The 20,239-nt window shown below is 48.8% G+C and carries 18 protein-coding genes; 13 read left to right on the top strand and 5 right to left on the bottom strand.

Annotated elements, in window-relative coordinates:
• Positions 1 to 80 precede the first annotated feature (80 nt).
• Positions 81 to 1,517, bottom strand: a complete 1,437-nt coding sequence (locus HMPREF2865_RS00145; protein ID WP_070644788.1) for a patatin-like phospholipase family protein — start codon at positions 1,515 to 1,517, stop codon at positions 81 to 83.
• Positions 1,518 to 1,657: 140 nt separating this feature from the next.
• Here HMPREF2865_RS00145 and recO point away from each other — a divergent pair, with 140 nt between their 5' ends.
• From recO to HMPREF2865_RS00095, 10 genes are all read left to right on the top strand, one after another.
• A complete protein-coding gene (recO, locus tag HMPREF2865_RS00140) occupies positions 1,658 to 2,401 on the top strand; it encodes a DNA repair protein RecO (protein WP_070644783.1) in 744 nt (247 codons plus the stop codon).
• 68 nt (positions 2,402 to 2,469) lie between these two features.
• The gene (gene pdxJ, locus HMPREF2865_RS00135; protein WP_070589100.1) at positions 2,470 to 3,198 is read left to right on the top strand and encodes a pyridoxine 5'-phosphate synthase; all 729 of its coding nucleotides are present in this window, start codon (positions 2,470 to 2,472) and stop codon (positions 3,196 to 3,198) included.
• 88 nt (positions 3,199 to 3,286) lie between these two features.
• A complete protein-coding gene (gene acpS / locus HMPREF2865_RS00130) occupies positions 3,287 to 3,664 on the top strand; it encodes a holo-ACP synthase (protein WP_070644781.1) in 378 nt (125 codons plus the stop codon).
• 155 nt (positions 3,665 to 3,819) lie between these two features.
• The gene (locus HMPREF2865_RS00125) at positions 3,820 to 4,620 is read left to right on the top strand and encodes an NUDIX domain-containing protein (protein WP_210399341.1); all 801 of its coding nucleotides are present in this window, start codon (positions 3,820 to 3,822) and stop codon (positions 4,618 to 4,620) included.
• 1 nt (position 4,621) lies between these two features.
• Positions 4,622 to 5,044, top strand: a complete 423-nt coding sequence (locus tag HMPREF2865_RS00120) for a hypothetical protein (protein ID WP_070644777.1) — start codon at positions 4,622 to 4,624, stop codon at positions 5,042 to 5,044.
• 767 nt (positions 5,045 to 5,811) lie between these two features.
• On the top strand, positions 5,812 to 6,687 hold the full coding sequence (gene prpB / locus HMPREF2865_RS00115; protein WP_002233567.1) for a methylisocitrate lyase: 876 nt from the start codon (positions 5,812 to 5,814) through the stop codon (positions 6,685 to 6,687).
• A gap of 84 nt (positions 6,688 to 6,771) precedes the next feature.
• Positions 6,772 to 7,926: a bifunctional 2-methylcitrate synthase/citrate synthase gene (gene prpC / locus HMPREF2865_RS00110; protein ID WP_070644775.1), complete on the top strand. Its 1,155-nt coding sequence runs from the start codon at positions 6,772 to 6,774 to the stop codon at positions 7,924 to 7,926.
• A 403-nt stretch (positions 7,927 to 8,329) separates the two neighbouring features.
• Entirely contained in the window at positions 8,330 to 10,936 is a 2,607-nt protein-coding gene (gene acnD / locus HMPREF2865_RS00105; protein WP_070644773.1) for a Fe/S-dependent 2-methylisocitrate dehydratase AcnD, read from the top strand.
• Between the two features lie 117 nt (positions 10,937 to 11,053).
• Positions 11,054 to 12,223: a 2-methylaconitate cis-trans isomerase PrpF gene (prpF, locus tag HMPREF2865_RS00100; protein WP_070644771.1), complete on the top strand. Its 1,170-nt coding sequence runs from the start codon at positions 11,054 to 11,056 to the stop codon at positions 12,221 to 12,223.
• A gap of 212 nt (positions 12,224 to 12,435) precedes the next feature.
• Entirely contained in the window at positions 12,436 to 13,647 is a 1,212-nt protein-coding gene (locus tag HMPREF2865_RS00095; RefSeq protein WP_070644769.1) for an acetate kinase, read from the top strand.
• Positions 13,648 to 13,721: 74 nt separating this feature from the next.
• Here HMPREF2865_RS00095 and purM read toward each other — a convergent pair whose 3' ends face one another.
• Positions 13,722 to 14,756, bottom strand: coding sequence for a phosphoribosylformylglycinamidine cyclo-ligase (gene purM / locus HMPREF2865_RS00090; RefSeq protein ID WP_003686290.1), 1,035 nt, complete (start codon positions 14,754 to 14,756; stop codon positions 13,722 to 13,724).
• Positions 14,757 to 14,959: 203 nt separating this feature from the next.
• On the opposite strand from purM, the gene HMPREF2865_RS00085 reads away from it, so the two are divergent.
• A complete protein-coding gene (locus HMPREF2865_RS00085) occupies positions 14,960 to 16,030 on the top strand; it encodes an AI-2E family transporter (protein ID WP_070644765.1) in 1,071 nt (356 codons plus the stop codon).
• A 66-nt stretch (positions 16,031 to 16,096) separates the two neighbouring features.
• Positions 16,097 to 16,813: an S-methyl-5'-thioinosine phosphorylase gene (locus HMPREF2865_RS00080; protein ID WP_070609003.1), complete on the top strand. Its 717-nt coding sequence runs from the start codon at positions 16,097 to 16,099 to the stop codon at positions 16,811 to 16,813.
• Positions 16,814 to 16,858: 45 nt separating this feature from the next.
• Here the strand turns inward: HMPREF2865_RS00080 and HMPREF2865_RS00075 are convergent, their stop codons facing one another.
• From HMPREF2865_RS00075 to HMPREF2865_RS00065, 3 genes are all read right to left on the bottom strand, one after another.
• Entirely contained in the window at positions 16,859 to 17,353 is a 495-nt protein-coding gene (locus tag HMPREF2865_RS00075; protein ID WP_063075906.1) for a hypothetical protein, read from the bottom strand.
• Positions 17,354 to 17,500: 147 nt separating this feature from the next.
• Entirely contained in the window at positions 17,501 to 17,935 is a 435-nt protein-coding gene (locus HMPREF2865_RS00070) for a hypothetical protein (RefSeq protein ID WP_004520379.1), read from the bottom strand.
• Positions 17,928 to 19,235 (bottom strand): homoserine dehydrogenase, encoded by a 1,308-nt coding sequence (locus HMPREF2865_RS00065; protein WP_070644763.1) that lies wholly within the window; start codon positions 19,233 to 19,235, stop codon positions 17,928 to 17,930. The genes HMPREF2865_RS00070 and HMPREF2865_RS00065 overlap by 8 nt, the downstream gene beginning before the upstream one ends.
• 206 nt (positions 19,236 to 19,441) lie before the next feature.
• Between HMPREF2865_RS00065 and HMPREF2865_RS00060 the strand changes: the two genes are divergently transcribed.
• A complete protein-coding gene (locus tag HMPREF2865_RS00060) occupies positions 19,442 to 19,816 on the top strand; it encodes an Mth938-like domain-containing protein (protein ID WP_070644761.1) in 375 nt (124 codons plus the stop codon).
• Positions 19,817 to 20,239: the final 423 nt, after the last annotated feature.

Genomic DNA, 20,239 nt, shown 5'->3' with positions numbered 1-20,239 from the left:
ACGGCCTTGGGTATCGGGGCCGTCTGAAATATAAGATGAAGCGTATATTTTAACAGAGCTGCACTTTATGGAACAGTTTGCTACTGCTTTTTCTTTTCGTTCAATGGCTTGAACTCTTGCGCATCAGGAGGCGGGGCTGCGAAGATGGTGTCTGGATTGGGGTGTGCCGCAAATTCTGTCAGCAGGTTGCGATAGTCCAGCGACTGCTTCATCAGTTCGGCGGCAGCGGTGCGTAGGTTGTCCACGTCTTCCGGCGGCAGATAGAAGCTGGTCGGAATATTCAATACCTTATCCCTCAGCCGGGATGGCGGAAGGTCTTTGAGATTCAGGCTGACGAAAGAGAAATAGATGTTTTCATTCTGCTTGTCTTTGTTCCATTGATCGACAAAGGCCCTGAAGCGGCGCAAAGACTCTTGCGAATGTTGGTCGATCGGGATATTCACGATGGCGGAAACAACATCGCGGAAGCCGGGTACGGCCGCGCTTTTATCCAAATTGCTGCTGACTTCGTTTTGGGCATTGACGTTGATGACGACAATATGGCGGATTTTGTTTTGTTTGATTTTATGCGTCAGAATTTTTTCCGGATACATTTCCGTCATATCCAAAAGGCTGCGCATGCCCAGATTGTCGGTCAGGCCGCCGTCTATCAGGTGGATGTAGGGGCGGTTTTTGCTGTTGCTGTATTTTTGGAAACGCTCAAAAAATTCTTTTCGGGTTTGCAGCTGTCTTTTACCGGCTTCGCTGTCGGAGACAAGTTGCAGCGGCGGCGTGTATTGGCAATGGCCGCCGTTGTTATTGAGCGTAATCGGTGCGAACACCATAGGCACGGAGCTTGAAGCGGCAACGGCGCGGGCAAGTCGCAAGTCGCCCAAGTCGATACACATCGGGTCGAAATATTCCTGTGTGAAATTGAAACGCTCGCCTATGCCCATATCGGTGGCGGAAATGATGGCAAACGGGTCTTTGGCATTTTTTTCCAAATCGCGGAAAGTGGTTTTACCGAAAAGGTAGTTTTCAAACTGCTCCTGCAACAGATCGCCGCGTCCGTATTCAGGCGAGGCCAGTCGGGGCAGATTGGACATGGAAAATGCTTGTTTGACGACTTGGCGTTGGAAGTTTTGGTGTAGGAAACGTTTATAAAACAAAGGAATGGTTTCTTCGCCCTTGAGTGCAAAATAAGCTGCCAAAACCGAGCCGCCGGATACGCCGACCACTACATCGACATTCGACATCAAAGACTGTTTTTTGCCGCCGATGGTAATCTGTTGCTTATGAAGCTGCTCCAACACGCCATAACCCAAGGCCGCCGCACGCGTACCGCCGCCGGAGAACATCAACACAACAAGCGTATCGTCTTCGTCGTTGCGCTGAAGCCGGCTGGTTTCAAAGCGGTAGCCGCGTTGCAGGTCGACCGTATCAATACCGGCAACAGGCTGATATTTTACCAGTGAGCAGGCGGATAATAGGGCTGCGGAGAGCAGGGAAAGGGCAGATTTAAAAGAGAATTTCGGCATAAACACAGGAAAGTCGGTTGTTTATTCAAAACGGATTATAAAGGTTTTCAGACGGACTTTATAGAAGGCAGACTTTCAGACGGCCTTTTTGCGTCGATTTTCCGTTATAATCGACACAATCTTTATCTTTCCAAACCCTTATGGCGCAACCAAACCGCATCAACCACGAACCTATCTTTCTGCTTGCTTCCGCCCCTTGGCGCGAGAGCAGCTTGTGGGTGGAGGCTTTCAGCCGCCGCTATGGGCGGGTGGCTTTGTTGGCCAGAAGCGCGCGCAAACGGCAGAGTGAATTGCGCGGCGTGTTGGTGCCGTTTGTGCCGGTGAGCGCATCTTGGTATGGTTCGCAAGAGTTGAAGACCCTGCATCGCGCCGAATGGATAGGAGGTTGGCCGCAGCCGCAGGGCAGGGCTTTGTTTAGCGGATTGTATGTGAACGAGTTAATGCTGAAATTGACCGTCCGCGAAGATCCGTTGCCCGAGCTTTACGATGTTTTGGCGGAAACCATGAAAACCATTTGTTGCGAGGCCAACCACATTGCCGCTTTGCGCCGTTTTGAATGGTCGCTGCTGACACGCTTGGGCTTTGCCCCCGATTTGTTCCATGACGGCAACGGCAATGAAATCAACGGCGAAGAAACGTATTGGCTTACGCCGGAAGAGGCTGTGGTGCCTTTGGCCGAGACCGACCGTTTTCACGCGATCAATAAAGGCGTTGCCGTATTGGGTGCGACTTTAATCGATTTGAGGGAAGGCAGTTTTGTTCATCAGGAAAGCCTCGGTCAGGCTTTGAAAGTGACACGGCTTTTGATTGACAACCTTCTCCCCGAGGGCATCAAGTCTCGGCAGGTTTTGCAGCAGTTGCAACAGTTTGGCTTGGGCAGTTGAATTTTTTCAGACGGCCTTTGATAGGTAATGACTCAGGCCGTCTGAAACCTTAATGAAAGGACATTATTATGTTGTTAGGCGTAAACATCGACCATATTGCCACCGTCCGCAATGCGCGCGGTACGATTTATCCCAGCCCTGTCGAAGCGGCGCTGATTGCGGAAACCCACGGCGCAGACTTGATTACCATGCACTTGCGTGAAGACCGCCGCCATATTAAAGATGCGGACGTATTCGCCGTTAAAAACGCCATCCGCACGCGCCTGAATTTGGAAATGGCGCTGACGGAAGAAATGCTGGAAAACGCGCTCAACGTCATGCCGGAAGATGTGTGCCTTGTGCCTGAAAAACGTCAAGAAGTGACCACCGAAGGCGGTTTGGACGTATTGGCGCAACAGGATAAAGTGGCAGAGTTTACTAAAATCCTGACCGACGCAGGCATCCGCGTGTCCTTGTTTATCGATGCCGACAACGCACAAATCCAAGCCGCTTATGATGTCGGTGCACCCGTTATTGAATTGCACACCGGTGCATATGCCGATGCGCACAGCCACGCCGAGCAAATGAAACAATTTGAGCGTATTCAAAACGGCGCGCATTACGCCAGCGATTTGGGTTTGGTCGTCAATGCCGGACACGGCCTGACCATTCACAATGTTACGCCGATCGCTCAAATTCTCGCCATCCGCGAGCTGAACATCGGCCATTCGTTGATTTCCCAAGCACTCTTCCTCGGCCTGCCAGAAGCTGTCCGCCAAATGAAGGAAGTCATGTTCAGAGCCAGAATGCTGCCTTAACGGCATCAGCCATACAGGCTAAAGCGGTTTGCTTTGGCCTGTATCCACACTTTCAGACGGCCTGACTATTTAAACAAGGAGCAGACCCATGATTTACGGAATCGGTACAGACATTGTTTCCCTCAAACGCATTATCCGCCTGAATAAAAAATTCGGACTGGCATTTGCGCAACGCATTCTCAGCCCGGAAGAACTGTTGGAATTTCCGCAGGCAGGCAAACCGGTTAACTATCTTGCCAAACGCTTTGCCGCCAAAGAGGCTTTTGCCAAAGCCGTCGGTACGGGCATACGCGGCGTGGTGTCTTTCCGCAATATCGGTGTCGGGCATGACGCATTGGGCAAGCCTGAATTATTTTTTGCACCGGCTTTGACCAAATGGCTGGAAGAGCAGGGTATCCGAAATTGCCATCTCAGTATGAGCGATGAAGAAGATACCGTCATGGCTTTTGTCATTGCGGAAAAATAAGGCCGGATTTAGGTATTCTGAAATAGAGCATCCTTTTCAGACGGCCTAAAGGGTTAGGTATTTGTTGAAGGTCGGGCGTATAGGCCCGACATCGTTTTTTTTACGCATAAATCGGCAGGTGTCGCCGCCTGCCGTATATTAAGAATAATCTCATGATGACTGAAGACACACGTCCATTGGTACAAGTGGTTGCCGGAATTTTGCTCGACCAAAACGGCCGCTACTTGCTCAGTTCGCGCCCAGAGGGCAAACCGTATGCCGGTTATTGGGAATTTGCCGGAGGCAAGGTTGAGGTAGGCGAAAGCGATTTTCAAGCCTTGCAGCGCGAGTTTGAAGAAGAACTCGGTATCCGTATCCTTGCTGCTACGCCGTGGCTGACGAAAGTCCATTCCTACGAACACGCACATGTACACCTGCATTTTTTATGGGTGGAAGCCGACCAATGGACGGGCGAAATCCAATCGAGGGAAGGGCAGAAATGGGCATGGCAAAAGGCAGGGGATTTTACCGTTGCGCCGATGTTGCCTGCCAATAGCGCATTATTACGTTCCCTCTCTATTCCGCGCCAGCTTCAAGGCCGTCTGAACAGCGGCTTGAGCGGTCAAAACAGCATGGGCGAATATCATGTTGCGCCATATGGATTGGCTCATCAAACCGCCTCTGCCGTATTGCTGGATTTTGCCGATTGGCAACAAGGCAAGCTGATAGAAGCGCCCAGCGTGTGGCCAATCATTGAAAATGCCGAACAATGGCAGCAGGTGCAAAATGCCGATGCTGTCGTATGGAAAGTAGCGAATGAAGCGGCAGCCAAGCAAGTTGTCGATATTTTGGCGCAAGGCGTGGCTATGCCGCTGATTGTGGCAGCTCCGGAAAGCATGGTTTCCATTTATCGCGAACAGTGGCAGAGCATGGGTGTGCATGCCGTTTTGACCGATAATGACATTGAGGCCGTCTGAAATGAGTAAAAATCAAAAACTACTGATTGCCGCTGTTTTACTGATTGTGTTTGCGGCGACCAAACTGCTGCTCTTGGATTGGTGGCAGCGGCAACAGACAAAAGCGAATGTAGTCGAATGTAGTTTGACACAAGGCTGCGTTCTGCCTGACGGTTCAAAAGTGCGTGCAACCTCCATCAATACACACGAACCTTTCGATATTATGGTGGAGAATGTGCCGAAGAATACGGGCGCGGTCAGTATCAGTTTCAGTATGAAAAACATGGACATGGGCTTCAACCGCTACAACCTGACGCAACAATCGTCGCAAAGTTGGCAGGCTGCGCAAATCCGCTTGCCGTTTTGCGTCGAAGGCCGCCATGATTACACTGCCGACATTACTATTGGCAAGCAGACTTTTCAGACGGCATTTAGTGCAGAGTAGTCATCATGCAAAGGCCGTCTGAAAATTTAAAGGCAAAAATTTTAATTTTTTTAGACGGCATATTTAAAAGTTCTTTATAAATGAATCAATTATAAATTATTTTTAGACAGATTGTTTACAATTATTCTGACTATCAGCCAAAAACACAAAACGGACAGAAGCTAGGCCACACAAGGGTTTGATGTGGTACAGCCTGTCCGTTTTTTACATTTGTTGTGAAAAAATCGTTTATTAATAACTGAATTTTTTATAATTTTTTTGAAAAAAGTGTTTGACAAGACCGGTTTTATTTTTTAAATTTGTTTCCATAAATAAAAACTACATCGCACTACAAAGGAACATCATCATGAATCTGTATCAAACCACTCTCTCTTGTTATAGATTTTCTCCCATCTCTGCCGCTCCCGTCGCCGCCAGTTTATTGGCAGTCGCAACGGTCTGAAGGCTCTCGACCCGAATCCAGTTTCCGCATTCCTACAAACGTTTCGGGTTTTAAAATATCTGTATCTCCAATCGAATCCATATTTTGATTAATAAAAATTAAAAAACGTACGCCTCCGCTTCAGCCTTATTGTATTTATTGTTTTTGATAACTATTTGTATTTATTGATTTTAAATTTTCAGATGGTTGATGATTGAAATTTTACAGGCCGTCTGAAAACAGTTTTTAGAACGATTGTTTCTTTTTAAACGGTTCGTTTCAAGTTGTGAAAAAACCGAGCCGTCCGATTAATACTGATGAAAAAAGTCTATAAAGGAGAAATATGATGAGTCAACACTCTGCCGGAGCACGTTTCCGCCAAGCCGTGAAAGAATCAAATCCACTTGCCGTGGTCGGTTGCGTCAATGCTTATTTTGCACGATTGGCCACTCAAAGCGGTTTCAAAGCGATTTACCTGTCTGGCGGCGGCGTGGCAGCCTGCTCTTGCGGTATCCCTGATTTGGGCATCACCACAATGGAAGATGTTCTGATCGACGCGCGACGCATTACGGACAACGTGGATACGCCTCTGCTGGTGGACATCGATGTGGGTTGGGGCGGTGCATTCAATATTGCCCGTACCATTCGCAACTTTGAACGCGCTGGTGTTGCAGCGGTTCACATCGAAGATCAGGTAGCGCAAAAACGCTGCGGCCACCGTCCGAACAAAGCCATCGTTTCTAAAGATGAAATGGTCGACCGTATCAAAGCTGCCGTAGATGCCCGCGTTGATGAGAACTTCGTGATTATGGCGCGTACCGATGCGCTGGCGGTAGAAGGTTTGGATGCCGCTATCGAACGCGCCCAAGCTTGTGTCGAAGCCGGTGCGGACATGATTTTCCCTGAAGCCATGACCGATTTGAAAATGTACCGCCAATTTGCAGATGCAGTGAAAGTGCCTGTATTGGCCAACATTACCGAGTTTGGTTCTACACCACTTTATACCCAAAGCGAGCTGGCTGAAAACGGCGTGTCGCTGGTTCTGTATCCGCTGTCATCGTTCCGTGCAGCAAGTAAAGCCGCTCTGAATGTTTATGAAGCGATTATGCGCGATGGCACTCAGGCCGCAGTGGTTGACACTATGCAAACCCGTGCCGAGCTGTACGAGCATCTGAACTATCATGCCTTCGAGCAAAAACTGGATAAATTGTTTCAAAAATAAGTAACCGCTTTCAGACGGCCTTTCAACAAATACGCATCGGTCGTCTGAAAAAATAAAACCCATAAAATACAAAGGAGAAATACCATGACTGAAACTACTCAAACCCCGACTTTCAAACCTAAAAAATCCGTTGCGCTTTCTGGTGTTGCGGCCGGCAATACCGAATTGTGTACCGTTGGCCGTACCGGCAACGATTTGAGCTATCGCGGTTACGACATTCTGGACTTGGCACAAAAATGCGAGTTTGAAGAAGTCGCCTACCTGCTGATTCACGGCCATCTGCCCAACAAATTTGAGCTGGTCGCTTATAAAACCAAGCTCAAATCCATGCGCGGCCTGCCTATCCGTGTGATCAAAGTTTTGGAAAGCCTGCCTGCACATACCCATCCGATGGACGTGATGCGTACCGGCGTATCCATGCTGGGCTGCGTTCATCCTGAACGTGAAAGCCATCCGGAAAGCGAAGCGCGCGACATCGCCGACAAACTGATCGCCTGCCTCGGCAGCATCCTCTTGTACTGGTATCAATATTCGCACAACGGAAAACGCATTGAAGTTGAAAGCGACGAAGAGACCATCGGCGGTCATTTCCTGCACCTGTTGCACGGCAAACGCCCAAGCGAATCACACATCAAAGCCATGCACGTTTCACTGATTCTGTATGCTGAACACGAGTTCAACGCTTCTACCTTTACTGCCCGCGTGATTGCCGGTACAGGGTCTGATATGTACTCTAGCATTACCGGTGCAATCGGCGCGTTGAAAGGTCCGAAACACGGCGGCGCGAACGAGGTGGCTTACGATATTCAAAAACGCTACCGCAATGCCGACGAAGCTGAAGCCGACATCCGCGAACGTATCGGCCGCAAAGAAATCGTGATCGGTTTCGGTCATCCGGTATACACCATCTCCGACCCTCGCAACGTTGTCATTAAAGAAGTGGCACGCGGTTTGAGCAAAGAAACCGGCGATATGCGCCTCTTTGACATTGCCGAACGTTTGGAAAGCGTGATGTGGGAAGAGAAAAAAATGTTCCCGAATCTGGACTGGTTCTCCGCCGTTTCCTACCAAAAATTGGGCGTACCGACCGCTATGTTCACACCGCTGTTCGTAATTTCCCGTACAACCGGTTGGAGCGCACACGTTCTCGAGCAACGCAAAGACGGCAAAATCATCCGTCCGAGCGCAAACTACACAGGCCCTGAAGATTTGGCATTCGTGGAGATTGAAAACCGCTAATACGCGTAACATCAGGGTGGGCCGCCTGCCCGCCCTATCTCGAAATGTCGTTTGAAAACAATGAATAAATTAAGTTTTCGTTTTTCGACGGCCTAGTGCAGTATGCGAGAGAGAGAGAGCCGGCCGTTTGGAAAACATGCTGCTCTGCTGTCGTCATTCCCATACAGGCAGAAATTCAAAAGTTGAAATGTTCTGCTGTAAAAAGTGCCGAAAAATTTGAGTTTGGATTTCCGTCTATACGGGAATGATGGTAGCGGAGCAGCAATTTTTTTTCATACCGCGAATAGATTTCAGACAACAAGTAATAAAACAGAATTTATGGTTTCAAACGGCCTTAAGGTCCGAATCAACAGGCCGTCTGAAACCCCAAAACCAAAAAAAGAATAGATTTAGGAGAACCGACATGACTGCCAACCAACGCTACCGCAAAGCTTTGCCCGGTACGGATTTGGAATATTACGACGCGCGTCAGGCGTGTGAAGACATTAAACCAGGCTCTTACGACAAGCTGCCGTATACAAGCCGTATCTTGGCTGAGAACTTGGTCAACCGCGCAGACAAAGTCGACCTGCCTACGCTGCAAAGCTGGTTGGGCCAACTGATTGAGGGAAAACAGGAAATCGACTTCCCCTGGTATCCGGCGCGCGTGGTGTGTCACGATATTCTGGGTCAGACAGCGTTGGTGGATTTGGCAGGCCTGCGCGATGCGATTGCTGAAAAAGGCGGCGATCCTTCCAAAGTGAATCCGGTGGTGCAAACCCAGCTCATCGTTGACCACTCTTTGGCCGTTGAATGCGGTGGTTACGATCCTGATGCCTTCCGCAAAAACCGCGAAATCGAAGACAGACGTAACGAAGACCGTTTCCACTTCATCAACTGGACAAAAACCGCATTTGAAAATGTGGATGTGATTCCGGCGGGCAACGGCATTATGCACCAAATCAACTTGGAAAAAATGTCGCCGGTTATCCAAGTCAAAAACGGCGTGGCGTTCCCCGATACCTGTGTCGGTACAGACTCTCATACGCCGCACGTCGATTCATTGGGCGTGATTTCCGTAGGCGTGGGCGGTTTGGAAGCCGAAACCGTGATGCTGGGTCGTGCATCCATGATGCGTCTGCCTGATATTGTCGGCGTTGAGCTGACCGGCAAACGCCAGCCGGGCATTACTGCCACCGACATCGTGTTGGCACTGACCGAATTCTTGCGTAAAGAGCGCGTGGTTGGCGCATTTGTCGAATTCTTCGGCGAGGGCGCAAGAAGCCTGTCTATCGGCGACCGTGCCACCATTTCCAATATGACCCCTGAGTTCGGTGCGACTGCCGCGATGTTCGCTATTGATGAGCAAACCATTGATTATTTGAAACTGACAGGTCGTGACGACGCGCGAGTGAAATTGGTAGAAATCTACGCCAAAACCGCAGGCTTGTGGGCAGATGCTTTAAAAACTGCCGTTTATCCGCGCGTATTGAAATTTGATTTGAGCAGCGTAACGCGCAACATGGCAGGCCCAAGTAACCCGCATGCCCGTTTTGCGACCGCCGATTTGGCCAGCAAAGGCTTGGCAAAACCTTACGAAGAGCCTTCAGACGGCCAAATGCCTGACGGTGCAGTGATTATTGCCGCGATTACTTCGTGTACCAATACTTCCAATCCGCGCAACGTTGTCGCCGCCGCGCTGTTGGCACGCAATGCCAACCGCCTCGGCTTGCAACGCAAACCTTGGGTAAAATCTTCGTTTGCCCCGGGTTCAAAAGTAGCCGAAATCTATTTGAAAGAAGCAGGCCTGCTGCCTGAAATGGAAAAACTCGGTTTCGGTATCGTTGCCTTCGCATGTACCACCTGTAACGGCATGAGCGGCGCACTGGATCCGAAAATCCAAAAAGAAATCATCGACCGCGATTTGTACGCCACCGCCGTATTGTCAGGCAACCGTAACTTCGACGGCCGTATCCATCCATATGCGAAACAGGCTTTCCTCGCTTCGCCTCCGTTGGTCGTTGCCTACGCGTTGGCAGGCAGCATCCGTTTCGATATTGAAAACGACGTACTCGGCGTTGCAGACGGCCGTGAAATCCGCCTGAAAGATATCTGGCCTACCGACGAAGAAATCGATGCCATCGTGGCCGAATATGTGAAACCGCAACAATTCCGCGATGTTTATATCCCGATGTTCGATACCGGCACAGCACAAAAAGCACCAAGCCCGCTGTACGACTGGCGTCCAATGTCTACCTACATCCGCCGCCCACCTTACTGGGAGGGCGCACTGGCAGGGGAACGCACATTGAGCGGTATGCGTCCGCTGGCGATTTTGCCCGACAACATCACCACCGACCACCTCTCGCCGTCCAATGCGATTTTGGCCAGCAGTGCCGCAGGCGAATATTTGGCAAAAATGGGTTTGCCTGAAGAAGACTTCAACTCTTACGCAACCCACCGCGGCGACCACTTGACCGCCCAACGCGCCACCTTCGCCAATCCGAAACTGTTTAACGAAATGGTGAGAAACGAAGACGGCAGCGTACGCCAAGGTTCGCTGGCACGTGTTGAACCTGAAGGTCAAGTGATGCGTATGTGGGAAGCCATCGAAACCTATATGAACCGTAAACAGCCGCTCATCATCATTGCCGGTGCGGACTACGGTCAAGGCTCAAGCCGTGACTGGGCTGCAAAAGGCGTACGCCTCGCCGGCGTGGAAGCGATTGTTGCCGAAGGTTTCGAGCGTATCCACCGCACCAACTTGATCGGTATGGGCGTGTTGCCGCTGCAATTCAAACCGGGTACCAACCGCCACACCCTGCAACTGGACGGTACGGAAACCTACGATGTTGTCGGCGAACGCACACCGCGCTGCGACCTGACCCTCGTGATTCACCGTAAAAACGGCGAAACCGTTGAAGTTCCGGTTACTTGCCGCCTCGATACCGCAGAAGAAGTGTTGGTATATGAAGCCGGTGGCGTGTTGCAACGTTTCGCACAAGACTTTTTAGAAGGAAATGCAGCGTAAGGTAAATCGGGTATCGTCAAAATACCCGGGCTACGCTCAAAAAGGTTTTCAGACGGCCTCGAATGTTTGAGAGGCCGTCTGAAAAAACCATACTAGAAATACAAAGGAGAACTCGAAATGCCGCAAATTAAAATTCCAGCCGTTTACTACCGCGGCGGTACATCTAAAGGCATTTTCTTCAAACGTACCGATCTGCCGGCCGCTGCGCAGGAAGCAGGCGAGGCACGCGACAAAATCCTCTTGCGCGTACTCGGCAGCCCCGACCCTTACGGCAAACAGATTGATGGTTTGGGCAATGCCAGTTCGTCCACCAGCAAAGCTGTGATTTTAGACAAATCCGAACGTGCCGATCACGATGTCGATTATTTGTTCGGGCAAGTTGCTATCGACAAACCTTTTGTCGATTGGAGCGGCAACTGCGGTAATCTGACCGCCGCCGTGGGCGCATTTGCCATCGAACAAGGCTTAGTCGATAAAGACAAAATCCCTTCAGACGGACTGTGTACCGTCAAAATCTGGCAGAAAAACATCGGCAAAACCATTATTGCCCATGTGCCGATTCAAAACGGCGCAGTTTTGGAAACGGGCGATTTTGAGCTTGACGGCGTAACGTTCCCGGCAGCCGAAGTGCAAATTGAATTTTTAGATCCAGCCGATGGCGAAGGCAGTATGTTCCCAACCGGCAATTTGGTCGATGAAATTGATGTGCCGAATATAGGCCGTCTGAAAGCCACGCTTATCAATGCCGGGATTCCAACCATTTTCCTGAATGCCGCAGATTTGGGCTACACAGGCAAAGAGTTGCAAGACGACATCAACAACGATGCCGCGGCTCTGGAAAAATTTGAAACCATCCGCGCGTATGGCGCGCTGAAAATGGGTTTGATCAGCGATGTATCCGAAGCCGCCACCCGCGCCCATACTCCGAAAGTCGCTTTTGTTGCTCCCGCGGCCGATTACACTGCTTCAAGCGGCAAAACCGTCCAAGCTGCCGACATCGACTTATTGGTACGCGCGCTGAGCATGGGCAAATTGCACCACGCCATGATGGGGACCGCTTCAGTTGCCATCGCTACCGCAGCCGCCGTGCCCGGAACGCTGGTCAACCTTGCAGCCGGAGGCGGAGCGCGTAAAGAAGTCCGCTTCGGTCATCCATCAGGTACGCTGCGTGTAGGTGCCGCCGCTGAATGTCAGGATGGGCAATGGACGGCTACCAAAGCAGTTATGAGCCGTAGCGCACGCGTGATTATGGAAGGACAAGTCCGAGTGCCGGAAGATTGCTTTTAAGTTTTCAGACGGCCACGCCATTAAACAAGGCCGTCTGAAAACCAAATAAGCAGATTTTAGTTGGGTAGCGATACCTGCAATGGAGATTAGGATTGGGCATGAAGCCTGACTAAACACCAAACCAAAGGCAATCTGGAAAGCTCTCAAATGTTTTTGCTCTTTTCAGACGGCCTGAAGCCAAAAAAACAATCAAAATTCAAAGGAGAAACACCATGTCCAACCAACTCATTCTTGTTCTGAACTGCGGCAGCTCTTCACTCAAAGGTGCTGTTATCGACCGTAAAAACGGTAAAGTTCTCTTAAGCTGTCTCGGCGAACGTTTGGGTACGCCCGAAGCAGTCATTACGTTCAGCAAAGACGGCAAAAAATGCCAAACAGCTTTGACCGGCCGTAACGACCACGCCGGTGCAGTAGGCATGTTGCTGAAAGAACTGGAAAAACACGGCCTGCACGACCGTATTAAAGCCATCGGCCACCGCATCGCACACGGCGGCGAAAAATACAGCGAATCTGTTTTGATCGACCAAGCAGTCATGGATGAACTCGATGCCTGCATTCCGCTCGCTCCGTTGCACAATCCTGCCAATATTAACGGCATTTTGGCTGCGCAAGAGCATTTCCCGGGCCTGCCCAATGTCGGCGTGATGGATACCTCGTTCCACCAAACCATGCCGGAGCGTGCCTACACTTATGCTGTTCCGCGCGAATTGCGTAAAAAATACGCTTTCCGCCGCTACGGTTTCCACGGTACCAGTATGCGTTACGTTGCTCCTGAAGCCGCACGCATCTTGGGCAAACCGTTGGAAGACATCCGCATGATTATTGCCCACTTAGGCAACGGCGCATCCATTACCGCAATCAAAAACGGCAAATCTGTCGACACCAGTATGGGCTTCACGCCGATCGAAGGCTTGGTAATGGGTACACGCTGCGGCGACATCGACCCGGGCGTATACAGCTATCTGACTTCACATGCCGGTTTGGATGTTGCCCAAGTTGATGAAATACTGAACAAAAAATCAGGTTTGCTCGGTATTTCCGAACTCTCCAACGACTGCCGTTCTTTGGAAATTGCTGCGGATGAAGGCCATGAAGGCGCACGCTTGGCTTTGGAAGTCATGACTTACCGCCTTGCCAAATACATTGCTTCGATGGCTGTGGCTTGTGGCGGCGTTGACGCACTCGTGTTCACCGGCGGTATCGGCGAAAACTCGCGTAATATCCGCGCTAAAACTGTTTCCTACTTGGATTTCTTAGGTCTTCACATCGACACCAAAGCCAATATGGACAAACGCTACGGCAACTCCGGTATCATTAGCCCGACAGGTTCTATGCCGGCTGTTTTGGTTGTTCCAACCAATGAAGAGCTGATGATTGCCCACGATACTGCTCAGTTGGCCGGTTTTATGGAAGAAGCAGGCTAGGGCGGAGATTCCCCTAAATCATAAACAATAAAAAGTGCGGATTCATCATCCGCACTTTTTTAATTACATCTTAATCAAGCCACTTGGGTTTGATGCTCGTCGCCGTTGCGCTCACGAACTGCGCCCAAGCGGTAAACGGTTTCGCCTTGTTCGCTCAAGAATGCTTGTACCGCATCGGCATCTTCTTTGGCAATGATAACAACCATGCCGATACCGCAGTTGAATGTACGGTACATTTCTTGGGTTTCCACATTGCCTGCTTTTTGCAGCCATTGGAATAGTTTAGGCAATTCCCACGCTTTGGCATCGATTTGTGCGACGGTATTTTCAGGCAAAACGCGAGGTACGTTTTCGGTAATGCCGCCGCCGGTAATATGGGCCATGCCTTTAATGGTGAATTTTTCCAAAGCGGCAAGGATAGGTTTCACATACAGGCGGGTAGGGGCGATGATGGCTTCGCGTAAGGTTTTGCCGTTGTCGAATTCTGCATCCAAATCGGGATTGTCGCGCTCGATGATTTTGCGTACCAAAGAGTAGCCGTTGGAGTGTGCGCCGTTGGAAGCCAAGCCCAAAACAACGTCTCCGGCCTGAATGCTGCGGCCGTTAATCACGCGTTCTTTTTCAACCACGCCGACGGCAAAACCGGCCAAGTCGTATTCGCCTTCGGGATACATGCCCGGCATTTCGGCAGTTTCACCGCCAATCAAAGCGCAACCGGATTCTTCGCAACCTTGGGCAATACCTTTAATCACATCAGTCGCGCGGGCAACGTCCAGCTTGCCGCAAGCGAAATAGTCCAAGAAGAACAAAGGTTCTGCACCTTGAACCAAAATGTCGTTGACGCTCATGGCAACCAAATCGATGCCGACGGTATCGTGTTTGTCCCAGTCGAATGCCAGTTTCAGCTTGGTGCCGACGCCGTCCGTACCGGAAACCAATACCGGATTTTTGTATTTTTTGCCGATTTCGACCAAAGCGCCGAAACCGCCCAAATCACCCAACACTTCAGGGCGCATAGTACGCTTGGCAAAAGGTTTGATGTTTTCGACCAGTTGATCGCCTGCGTCGATATCCACGCCTGCGTCACGATAGCTCAAAGAAGTGCTCATTGGATTTCCTTATTCGGGTATGGGTAGATTGTTGGAGCGTATTTTATCTTAAATTAGAGGATTCAGGCTGAATTTTTTGGCATTATTGTCAACAATTTTTATTTTATCTTAATAGCCGTCACGCGTTCAGACGGCCTTTGTGAATCTGTTATACTGCTTATTTATTTCGAAAACCTTAAACATCAATTGGGAAATACCTTTTTATGTATCAAAAGAAAGCGCGCAGTGTAAAACCGTGGATTATTATGGCTTGCGTTATCGCGGCCTTTATTTGGCTTTTATATGCCTTAGGCAATGTTTTGACGCCGTTTATTGTGGCTGCCGTTTTGGCCTATGTTTTGAATCCCTTGGTCGAATGGCTGCAATTGAAGCGTATCCGCCGAGCACCGGCCTCTATGATTATTATGGCGCTTGCTTTGCTGATATTGCTGTCGTTGGTGCTGATTATCGTGCCTATGTTGTTGAACCAGTTTAACAATCTGGCCGAACGCCTGCCGCAAATCGTGGGCTTTGTTCAAAACAAACTGCTGCCGTGGCTTAACAGCGTCAGCGGGGATTATATTCAAATCGATCAAGAATCAATCATCGCATGGTTGCAATCGCATACGGATGAGTTGAGCAATACGCTCAAAGAATGGATTCCGACCTTGATGCGTCAGAGCGGTAACGTCATCAGTGGCGTCAGCAATTTGGTGTTGTTGCCTTTGTTGCTGTATTACTTCTTGTTGGATTGGAAACGCTGGTCTTCCGGAATCAGCAAACTGGTTCCACGCCGTTTTATCGAGACCTACACGCGTATCAGCGGCAATATGGATGAAGTTTTGGGCGAGTTTCTGCGTGGCCAGCTGATGGTTATGATGATTATGGGCTTGGTCTATGGCTTGGGCTTGATGCTGGTCGGTTTGGATTCCGGCTTTGCCATCGGTATGATTGCCGGTATTTTGGTATTTATTCCGTATTTGGGCGCATTTACCGGCCTTTTACTGGCGACAATCGCCGCGCTTTTACAATATGGCTCATGGCAGGGTTTGTTGATGGTCTGGGCTGTATTCGGTGTCGGCCAATTCTTGGAAAGCTTTTTCATTACGCCTAAAATCGTCGGCGACCGCATTGGTTTGTCGCCTTTCTGGGTGATTTTCTCATTGATGGCTTTCGGACAACTGATGGGTTTTGTCGGTATGCTTGCCGGTCTGCCGCTTGCCGCCGTAACATTGGTTTTATTGCGTGAAGGCGCATCTGCCTATTTCGGCAGCCATTTCTACAAACATAAATAAATCGATAATATTAAGGCCGTCTGAAATCCAAGTTTCAGACGGCCATTGATAACAAAGGAAGTCTATATGTTAGCCATTATCGGCGGCAGCGGTTTGACCAAACTGCCGGAGCTTGAAATTACTGAACGAAAAATCGTACGCACTCCATACGGCTTAACCAGCAGCCCTATTTTGTTCGGCAGGTTGGGGCGCTTGGATATTGTTTTCCTTGCCCGACACGGCTTCAGCCATACCATCGCGCCGCATGAAATCAACTACCGCGCCAATATCTGGGCGTTGCACTCTTTAGGCGTTGAAAACATCATTGCCATTTCTTCAGTCGTCGGTATCAATCCTGATTTTGAAAACGGCAGTTTGGTGTTGCCGGACGATTTGATCGACTATACCTATGGCCGTAAAGATACTTTTTTTGAAGGTCAAGAATGCCCGGTTGTCCATACCGATTTTTTCAACCCTTATTGCGATGAATTGCGACAAGAATTGTTGAATATCACGAAAGCGCACAATGTGCCGATTTACGACTCCGCCGTTTATGGCTGCCTGCAAGGTCCGCGCCGTCCAACCCGCGCAGAAATCGCCCGTTATCGCCGTGACGGGGTAGATGTACTCGGTATGACCGGTATGCCTGAAGCCGTTTTGGCCAGAGAGTTGAAAATGGCCTATGCTCACTTTTGCAGCGTCAGCAGCATTGATTGCTTTGATAGCGGAGTAGGGACTGTGGGCTGTAATGAACAGACTTCTATGGCGATGACGAAAATCCGACAGTTATTGAATGGTTTGTAACTGATAATGCCGTCTGAAATGATGTTTTCAGACGGCATTGTTTATTTAAGAAGCCGTTTCACGCGCCCAATGGGGCAGGGAGGCTTTTTGTTTGCGGAACGAGGCAAGTTTCATACCCCGACATTTTTCAAAAATCAATTCGACCCCGCTTTGCAGCTGTAAAATCAAATTGGTATGCGTTTCCGTTTTAATAAAATCGATATTGCGTTGTACTAAGCGCTGAATGACGGCATATACATCAAGGCAGCCATTTGCAAAAAACCACGGATTCAATTTTACCCAACGGCCGCCGCTTAGTGCAGCATCAGGCTGAAAATCAGCGCGAATCTGTGTCAAACGATTGTCGGAGAAATGCAGTTCGATATCGCCATAAAGCCAAATATTCCAGCCTTTTTGTACCAACAAGCCTTTAGGAACGCAATCAGGCGCAGGAAACATCTGCAAAATAGACTCTGCCGATTGTCCGATTTCCAGATAATCAAACCGGCCGGTATACAAAAAATCATAAATATCAATGGCAATAGGAAAGTGGTAGCGCATGGCAACAACCATAGAAAAGCAATTAACCAAGCTATCTTAAACTTAAAATATAATGAAATCAATTCTTATTACTATTTATTCAATATAAGAAAGGCCGTCTGTTGTTCAGACGGCCTTGTAGCCTTTGGCTTAAACCCATATTTTGGTTTACTCAGCCTTTAAATCAGCCACGCATTGCTTATCGCGTGCCTCAAAAGCTTCCGCGCCACCCAAGAGCTTGAGTTGCTCCTCTGGGCTGATTTTGCCGAAGTTTCGGATTTGTTCGTCAGAGAGTTTGCTTAAGGGCTGATCCCACATACAGACACAATAGTCTTGAGCCAATTTCTCGTTTTGCGCATCCAAACCTTTTGCCTTCAAATCAGTTTGCCATTTTTCAGCAAAAGGAATGTTTTTTACGCAAGACTCCACCACATTTTGTTTCATCTGCGGCTTGTTCATGGCGCATTGTGAGAGCAGGGCAGTCAGAGCCAGCAAAGACAAAATAATCCATGCCCAAATGCGAATGGTGCGGATTTTTGCCTTGGCTTTCTTTCTAGCTGCCAGTTGCTCTTCAGACGGCCTTTCCGTTTGTTGCTCAGTCATGCAGGCTTTCCATGCGGATCATGGTGATCGGAGCATCCACGCAGCTCAGAGCTTCAATCGCTGCGATAGCGCGTTTGACGTTGTGTTCCACTGTGGTGTGGGTCAGAATCACGATTTCAGCAGTACTTTGATTAATCACGCCTTTTTGAATCAAAGCCTCGATAGAAACATTTTCTTTGGCCAAGAGGGCGGCAATTTGACCCAAAGTGCCCGGTTCGTCAGTTGCTTGAACGCGCAGATAGTAGCTGCTGGTGATTTCATCCATAGGCAGAATATTTTGCACTTGAACTTGCGAAGGTTGGAATGCCAAGTGAGGGACACGATGGTCAGTTTCCGCTTCAATCAGGCGGGCAATATCAATAATATCGGCAACTACGGCAGAAGCAGTCGGCAATGCACCGGCTCCTGCACCGTAATACAAGGTTTCACCAACCATATCGGCATTGACACGGACAGCATTCATCACGCCGTTAACGTTAGCCAGCAAACGGCTTTCAGGAATCAGAGTAGGGTGTACGCGCAACTCGATGCCTTTGTCGGTTTTACGGGTAATACCCAACAACTTGATACGATAGCCAAGTTCTTCAGCGTATTTGATATCGCGGCTGTCGAGTTTGCTGATGCCTTCCAAATAGCAGGCAGAAAAGTTCATCGGCGTACCAAATGCCAATGCGCTCATGATGGTGATTTTATGGCCGGCATCATGACCTTCGATATCAAAAGTAGGGTCAGCTTCTGCATAGCCCAAAGCCTGAGCTTCTTTCAATACGTCTGCAAACGCGCTGCCTTTTTCACGCATTTCAGTAAGAATGAAGTTGCTGGTACCATTAATAATACCGGCGATACTGCGGATTTGGTTTGCAGCCAAGCCTTCACGCAAAGCCTTGATAATAGGGATACCGCCGGCAACAGCAGCCTCAAACTGCACCATGACATTTTTTTCTTCCGCCAAAGGGAATATTTCATTGCCGTATTCAGCCAGCAGTTTTTTATTGGCAGTAACAATGTGTTTGCCGTTTTCAATCGCTTTCAATACCGCATCTTTGGCAATACCAGTACCGCCAAACAATTCAACAACAACATCAACATCTTGATGTTGAACCAGCTCAAACGGATCTTTGATAAAAGCAGCATTCGGGCAAATTTGTTTGGCTTTTTCTTCGCTCAAATCACAAACAGCAGAAATACGGACTTCACGTCCCAAACGGCGGCTAATTTCCGCAGCGTTGTCCTGCAATACAGTAGCCGTACCGCCACCGACTGTACCCAAACCTAAAAGACCGATATTTACTGGCTTCATTGTGTCTCCTTTTGAGCCGATACTTTAAAATAATCACGAAAAACCAAGGCTTGTTATAATCGCTTGCAATCGTAAATTCAGAGCAAAGCATCAATGCACAAGGTCAAACGTTGAATCCTACCTGATATTGCTTGATTTTGCACCTTTTTTTGCAAGGTTTCCCAAGGCCGTCTGAAAATCGTTCTACCATAAAAACAGGAATTGCCATGAAAATCACAGAAAACCATATCGATAAAGCCACATCATTTTTTTCATCCTCACAAGGCATATTGCAAATCGGTGAACAAACATATTCAGAACCCATTTGCTGGCAAGATGGCAAAATTAGCATCATTCCTCAAGCAACCATCGAAGAATTAAACGAACAAATTTTTATATCAGCAATTGAAACAGCAGAAAACCGTCCAGAAGTCATTATTATAGGTACAGGAGCAAAACAACAATTCCTACATCCAAAAATTACCGTAGCCTTATCAGCCTACGGAATCGGCTTCGAATGCATGAACACAGCCTCAGCTTGCCGAACTTTGGTTTTACTGCAAGGAGAAGAACGAAGCACATGGGCTTGGTTGTGGCCATAATCTGTAGAAAAGACTATTGCATCACACTAGTCTAAGTTCGCATAATTTATATTATGTTAAATTCATAATACTAGTATTTTAGCCTGCCAACTCCTGTTTCTCTTATTAAAGAAGAACTTCTACGTTCACAATGAGATTCCTGCCTCCAGATTTAAAAAAATCACATCTTGCAACTAGCGGAACACTTTTTCTAAGTATGTCTAGTACAAGGTACTTCTTCTCAAGGAATATGAAGGTACTTGGTATCGTACTAAGGCTCCCTGCTCCCTACTCGACTTCATTACTCGATAATTAAGGTGACAACTGGCGCAATTAGCCTGTTAGCTGCCTTTAAGAGGTTCAAACACATCGCCTTCAGATGGCTTTGCACACTTACTTTGTTCTGCCCCAAATAGACTGCCCGGGCATAGCGGAATTTACGGT

Origin of the sequence: Neisseria sp. HMSC073G10 (genome assembly GCF_001812605.1) — a bacterium.
Lineage (GTDB): Bacteria > Pseudomonadota > Gammaproteobacteria > Burkholderiales > Neisseriaceae > Neisseria > Neisseria subflava_A.
The sequence above is the reverse complement of the archived record's forward strand: the minus strand, read 5'-3'. Positions and strand labels throughout refer to the sequence as shown.

What these genes read in the sequence shown, in the direction of transcription:
- HMPREF2865_RS00145 (WP_070644788.1), bottom strand. Translation starts at nt 1,517, where the DNA reads ATGCCGAAATTCTCTTTTAAATCTGCCCTTTCCCTGCTCTCCGCAGCC.
- recO (WP_070644783.1), top strand. Translation starts at nt 1,658, where the DNA reads ATGGCGCAACCAAACCGCATCAACCACGAACCTATCTTTCTGCTTGCT.
- pdxJ (WP_070589100.1), top strand. Translation starts at nt 2,470, where the DNA reads ATGTTGTTAGGCGTAAACATCGACCATATTGCCACCGTCCGCAATGCG.
- acpS (WP_070644781.1), top strand. Translation starts at nt 3,287, where the DNA reads ATGATTTACGGAATCGGTACAGACATTGTTTCCCTCAAACGCATTATC.
- HMPREF2865_RS00125 (WP_210399341.1), top strand. Translation starts at nt 3,820, where the DNA reads ATGACTGAAGACACACGTCCATTGGTACAAGTGGTTGCCGGAATTTTG.
- HMPREF2865_RS00120 (WP_070644777.1), top strand. Translation starts at nt 4,622, where the DNA reads ATGAGTAAAAATCAAAAACTACTGATTGCCGCTGTTTTACTGATTGTG.
- prpB (WP_002233567.1), top strand. Translation starts at nt 5,812, where the DNA reads ATGAGTCAACACTCTGCCGGAGCACGTTTCCGCCAAGCCGTGAAAGAA.
- prpC (WP_070644775.1), top strand. Translation starts at nt 6,772, where the DNA reads ATGACTGAAACTACTCAAACCCCGACTTTCAAACCTAAAAAATCCGTT.
- acnD (WP_070644773.1), top strand. Translation starts at nt 8,330, where the DNA reads ATGACTGCCAACCAACGCTACCGCAAAGCTTTGCCCGGTACGGATTTG.
- prpF (WP_070644771.1), top strand. Translation starts at nt 11,054, where the DNA reads ATGCCGCAAATTAAAATTCCAGCCGTTTACTACCGCGGCGGTACATCT.
- HMPREF2865_RS00095 (WP_070644769.1), top strand. Translation starts at nt 12,436, where the DNA reads ATGTCCAACCAACTCATTCTTGTTCTGAACTGCGGCAGCTCTTCACTC.
- purM (WP_003686290.1), bottom strand. Translation starts at nt 14,756, where the DNA reads ATGAGCACTTCTTTGAGCTATCGTGACGCAGGCGTGGATATCGACGCA.
- HMPREF2865_RS00085 (WP_070644765.1), top strand. Translation starts at nt 14,960, where the DNA reads ATGTATCAAAAGAAAGCGCGCAGTGTAAAACCGTGGATTATTATGGCT.
- HMPREF2865_RS00080 (WP_070609003.1), top strand. Translation starts at nt 16,097, where the DNA reads ATGTTAGCCATTATCGGCGGCAGCGGTTTGACCAAACTGCCGGAGCTT.
- HMPREF2865_RS00075 (WP_063075906.1), bottom strand. Translation starts at nt 17,353, where the DNA reads ATGCGCTACCACTTTCCTATTGCCATTGATATTTATGATTTTTTGTAT.
- HMPREF2865_RS00070 (WP_004520379.1), bottom strand. Translation starts at nt 17,935, where the DNA reads ATGACTGAGCAACAAACGGAAAGGCCGTCTGAAGAGCAACTGGCAGCT.
- HMPREF2865_RS00065 (WP_070644763.1), bottom strand. Translation starts at nt 19,235, where the DNA reads ATGAAGCCAGTAAATATCGGTCTTTTAGGTTTGGGTACAGTCGGTGGC.
- HMPREF2865_RS00060 (WP_070644761.1), top strand. Translation starts at nt 19,442, where the DNA reads ATGAAAATCACAGAAAACCATATCGATAAAGCCACATCATTTTTTTCA.